The sequence below is a fragment of the Bellilinea sp. genome, from assembly GCF_034432615.1.
Taxonomy (GTDB): domain Bacteria; phylum Chloroflexota; class Anaerolineae; order Anaerolineales; family Anaerolineaceae; genus Bellilinea.
The window spans coordinates 1-4,348 of record NZ_DAOUBL010000014.1; the positions used below are offsets into that span (position 1 = coordinate 1).

General features: G+C 58.8%; 2 protein-coding genes and 1 pseudogene. All 3 read left to right on the top strand.

The features are described from left to right. The first annotated feature begins 238 nt into the window (after positions 1 to 238). Positions 239 to 1,501, top strand: a complete 1,263-nt coding sequence (locus VAE48_RS00745; RefSeq protein WP_322791398.1) for a Glu/Leu/Phe/Val dehydrogenase — start codon at positions 239 to 241, stop codon at positions 1,499 to 1,501. Positions 1,502 to 1,580: 79 nt separating this feature from the next. After that, positions 1,581 to 3,917, top strand: a complete 2,337-nt coding sequence (locus tag VAE48_RS00750; RefSeq protein WP_322791399.1) for a PEP/pyruvate-binding domain-containing protein — start codon at positions 1,581 to 1,583, stop codon at positions 3,915 to 3,917. 21 nt (positions 3,918 to 3,938) lie between these two features. Then, positions 3,939 to 4,348, top strand: a pseudogene (locus VAE48_RS00755) (aspartate kinase); the annotation flags it as partial.

Consider the following 4,348-nt stretch of genomic DNA (forward strand, 5'->3'; position numbering starts at 1 on the left):
TTTAACTTAATGTCAATTCGGGATAAATCATTTTTACATCAACTTTCGAGGTTCGTCCCCCTCCCGCCTCCCCCAAAATCGCAGGGGCGATTTTGGGGGAGGTGCAGGTGGGGGGCATTGGCATTGCCTGCCACGTTTTGATCTTATCCCGACCTCACGTTAACTTATCGTTTCAGCATCCCGCCTCGCCAAGGGGCGGTTGATCTGCATTCTTCTTCGCCAAGGAGGATTATTTTCAATGCCTGCTCAACTTTCCCAACCCTATAACCCGTTTCGGGTGGCTCAGCAGCAACTGGATGAAGCCGCGCGCCTGCTGCAACTGGATGCCGCAGTGCATGAATTGCTGCGCTGGCCGATGCGCGAATTGCACGTCACCCTGCCGGTGCGCATGGATGACGGCGCAGTGCGCATCTTTCACGGCTTCCGCGTCCAGTACAATGATGCGCGCGGCCCGTGCAAGGGCGGAATCCGCTATCACAGCGAGGAAACGGTGGATACCGTCCGCGCGCTGGCGGCCTGGATGACCTGGAAAACGGCGGTGATGGACCTGCCGCTGGGCGGCGGCAAGGGCGGCATCATCTGCGATCCCAAGCAGCTTTCAGCCGGCGAGCTGGAACGGCTCAGCCGCGCTTACATCCGTCAGGTGGGTCGCATTTTAGGCGCCGAAGCGGATGTCCCCGCCCCAGATGTGTACACCACCCCTCAAATCATGGCCTGGATGATGGACGAGTTTTCCTACCAGCGCGGCTACACCGAATTTGGCGTGATCACCGGCAAACCGCTGGCGCTGGGCGGTTCGGCCGGACGCGGCGATGCCACCGCGCGGGGCGGGATGTACTGCCTGCGCGAGGCCGCCAAAGCTCAACAGGTGGATTTGCGCTGCGCAACGACGGCCATTCAGGGCTACGGCAACGCCGGTTCATTCGCTCACAAACTGGGCGGTGAACTGCTCGGCCTGAAGGTGGTGGCGGTTTCCGATTCGCGCGGCGGCATTTACAATCCCGCCGGCCTGGATTATGCGGCCGTGCTGGCACATAAACAGCGCACCGGTTCGGTCATCCACTTTCCCGGCGCGCAGCCGATCAGCAATGCCGAACTGCTGGAACTGAACGTGGATGTGCTGATTCCGGCAGCGCTGGAAAATGCCATCCATCAGGAAAATTGCGAGCGCATCAAGGCGCGTTTCATTGCCGAACTGGCCAACGGCCCAACCACGCCAGAGGCGGATGCGGTGCTGTTTGCCAAAAATATCATCGTCCTGCCAGATTTTTTATGTAACGCCGGCGGTGTGACCGTTTCGTACTTTGAAATGGTGCAAAATGCCTACGGCTACTACTGGGATGAAGGCGAAGTGCATCAACGCCTTGATCAGCGCATGACTGCCGCCTTCTGGAAGGTGCATGAGGTGGCTCAGCAGCATGGCGTTGACTACCGCAAGGCGGCCTATCTGGTGGCGGTCAGCCGGGTAGCGGAGGCGGTTCGGCTGCGCGGCTGGGCGTAAAATCGTTTGGGAGAGGGTATAATTTTCAGCATTCGCCAAAGTTTGCTGATTGAATACCCTTTCTCACAGGCGGTGAGGTATGTCGGTCATTCCCCCCGAATCATCCAAAATTCTGGAAATTCACCTGCTGCTGGCGCAGTATCCGCTGCTGGCTTCACCCATCCGGCGGCGCATGCGCGAGGAGTTGTTCCAACGCGGCATCATCTCCCCGGAGCGATTTGAGCAGGAAATCCGCGAAAAGGCGATTGAATCGCAGAAGCGCGAAGGGTTGGGGGATGACCAGCGCCCCGAAGACAGCGAACAGTGGGAACTGCGCTACCACCGCATCCGCCGTATCCTGACCGATTTTTACTTTGCCTACAACCTGCCCATCGAATTGCTGCACAAGATTGTGGACGATGTGCTGGCTGACCGCGGCGGCGAACGCCCCCCGGTCGGATCGGAAATCAGCCTGCGGTTCAACCCGGAACTGGCTCCGTTGGAGATGGTGCTGCGCCAGGCAGAAGCCTACGAGGCTTTGCCGCCCGAACAGCGCGCTCAGGTGCAGCACCATCTCGAAGAACTGCGCGTGGTGCTGCTCAAGAGCCTGCTCAGCGACCAGCTCGGCTTCATCCGCATTGCCAAGCACTGGTTTACGGCTGCCGATTTTGGTGAAATCATCCGCCGCCGCATCGGCAGCGGAAAAATCGGCGGCAAAGCCGCCGGTATGCTGCTGGCGTACAAAATCCTGCAGGCTGCTGCCCCGCACATTGCCGGGCGAATCACCCTGCCGCGTTCGTACTTCATTGGTGCGGATGTGTTTTACGACTTCCTCGCCCTCAACGATCTGGAATATGTCAACCAGAAGTACAAGTCGGAGGAGCAAATCCGTCAGGAGTACCCCTTCATCCAGGAAAAATACGCCAGCGGACGATTCCCGGAAGAAATTGCCGATCAACTGCGCGATCTGCTGCGTGAGGTGGGCAACACCCCGCTGATTGTGCGCTCCTCCAGCCTGCTGGAGGATAACTTTGGTGCATCGTTTGCCGGCAAGTACCTGAGCGTGTTTTGCCCCAATCAGGGCACGCTCAAAGAAAATCTGCGTGACCTGACGCTGGCCATCCGCCAGGCGTATGCCAGCATCTACAACCCGGATGCGCTATCATACCGCCGCCGCATGGGACTGCTGGACTACGACGAGCGCATGGCAATCCTGATTCAGGAAGTACAGGGACAGGCTTACGGCGGTTACTTTTTCCCATCCGCAGCCGGGGTGGCCTATTCGTTCAGCCCAATTGTGTGGAACCCCCGTCTGCGGCGGGAGGAAGGCTTTGCCCGCCTGGTGGTCGGGTTGGGGACGCGCGCGGTGGAACGCACGCCCAACGACTACCCGCGCCTGATCGGCCTCAGCCACCCCACCCTGCGCCCAGAGGTGACACCGCAGGCAATCCGCCAGTACTCCCAACACTTCATGGATGTGATTGACCTGCAGCACAACACGCTGGTCAGTCTGCCGGTACAGCAGGTGCTCGGCGCGGATTTTCCCGCCCTGCGCTGGGTCATTTCGGTGGACGATGGCGAGACCATTCGCCCGCCGCTGACGCTGGGTCTTTCATTGCAATCACAGCAGTTTGTGGTTACTTTTGAACGTCTGCTGCAAACCGACTTCGTCCCCTTGCTCAAAACCATCCTCAGCCGGCTGGCCGAAGAATACCACTCGCCGGTGGATGTAGAATTTGCCCTTACCATTCAACCTGACGAAGGCGGTAAACCCGACCTGACCTTTCACCTGCTGCAATGCCGCCCGCACCACAGCTGGAACGCTGACCGAATGGTGCGTCTGCCGGAACATTTGCAGCCGGCCGATATTCTGCTGGTCAGCAACCGCATGGTGCCGCTGGGGGTGGTGGAAGGAATCGAGTACATTGTCTTTGTTGACCCGGAAAAATACTACCGCCTCCCCTCGGCGCATGATTACAGCGAAACGGCGCGCCGCATCGCGCAGCTAAACCAGGCGCTGGCAGGCAAAAACTTCATCCTGATTGGGCCGGGGCGTTGGGGTTCGACCGACTTCATGCAGGGCGTGCCGATCACCTATGCCGATATTTTCAACACCCGCGCGTTGGTCGAACTGACCAGCCGTAAGGGGGGCTACGCCTCCGAGCCGTCCTACGGCACGCATTTCTTTCAAGACCTGGTCGAGTCGGGCATTTTCCCGCTGGCGGTTTCGGCGGAAGAAAAAGAGGATTTTTTGAACGTTTCATTTCTGCAGCAGGCAACTGACCAGCGGTCAGTATGGATTGCTGACCAATCCCCCGCGCTGGAGTGTATCAAGGTCATTCACATCCCGGCAGAACGCCCGGGGCAACTCCTGGAAATTCGCATGGACGGAAACAAAGGCATAGGTTACTTCAAACCTGTGACCGAACATCTTTAGAAAGTTGAGGTTATTTGAGAAGTGGTCAATGGTAATCCGCACAATCTGGTGATGAAATTCGGCGGCACATCCGTGGGCAACCCGCAGGCCATGCGCCAAACCGTGGAAATTATTGTGGGTCAGAAGCAGCGCTCACCTTACCTGACGGTGGTCACTTCGGCGCTTTCCGGCATAACCGACATCCTGCTGCGCAGCGCAAACGCTGCTGCGCGCGGCGATGCGGAAGTGTACCAGCAGGCGACCCAGACGCTGACAGCCCGTCACGAGGAAATTTTGAACGCGCTGATTCACGATCCCAACCGCGCCGCCGCTGTGCGCGCCGAAATTCAGCAAATGATCGGCGATTTTGCGTCGCTGTGTCTGGCAATCTACATTCTGGGCGAAGCCACTCCGCGCGCCCTGGACGCCGTTTCCTCACTGGGTGAACGCAT

What these genes read in the sequence shown, in the direction of transcription:
- VAE48_RS00745 (WP_322791398.1), top strand. Translation starts at nt 239, where the DNA reads ATGCCTGCTCAACTTTCCCAACCCTATAACCCGTTTCGGGTGGCTCAG.
- VAE48_RS00750 (WP_322791399.1), top strand. Translation starts at nt 1,581, where the DNA reads ATGTCGGTCATTCCCCCCGAATCATCCAAAATTCTGGAAATTCACCTG.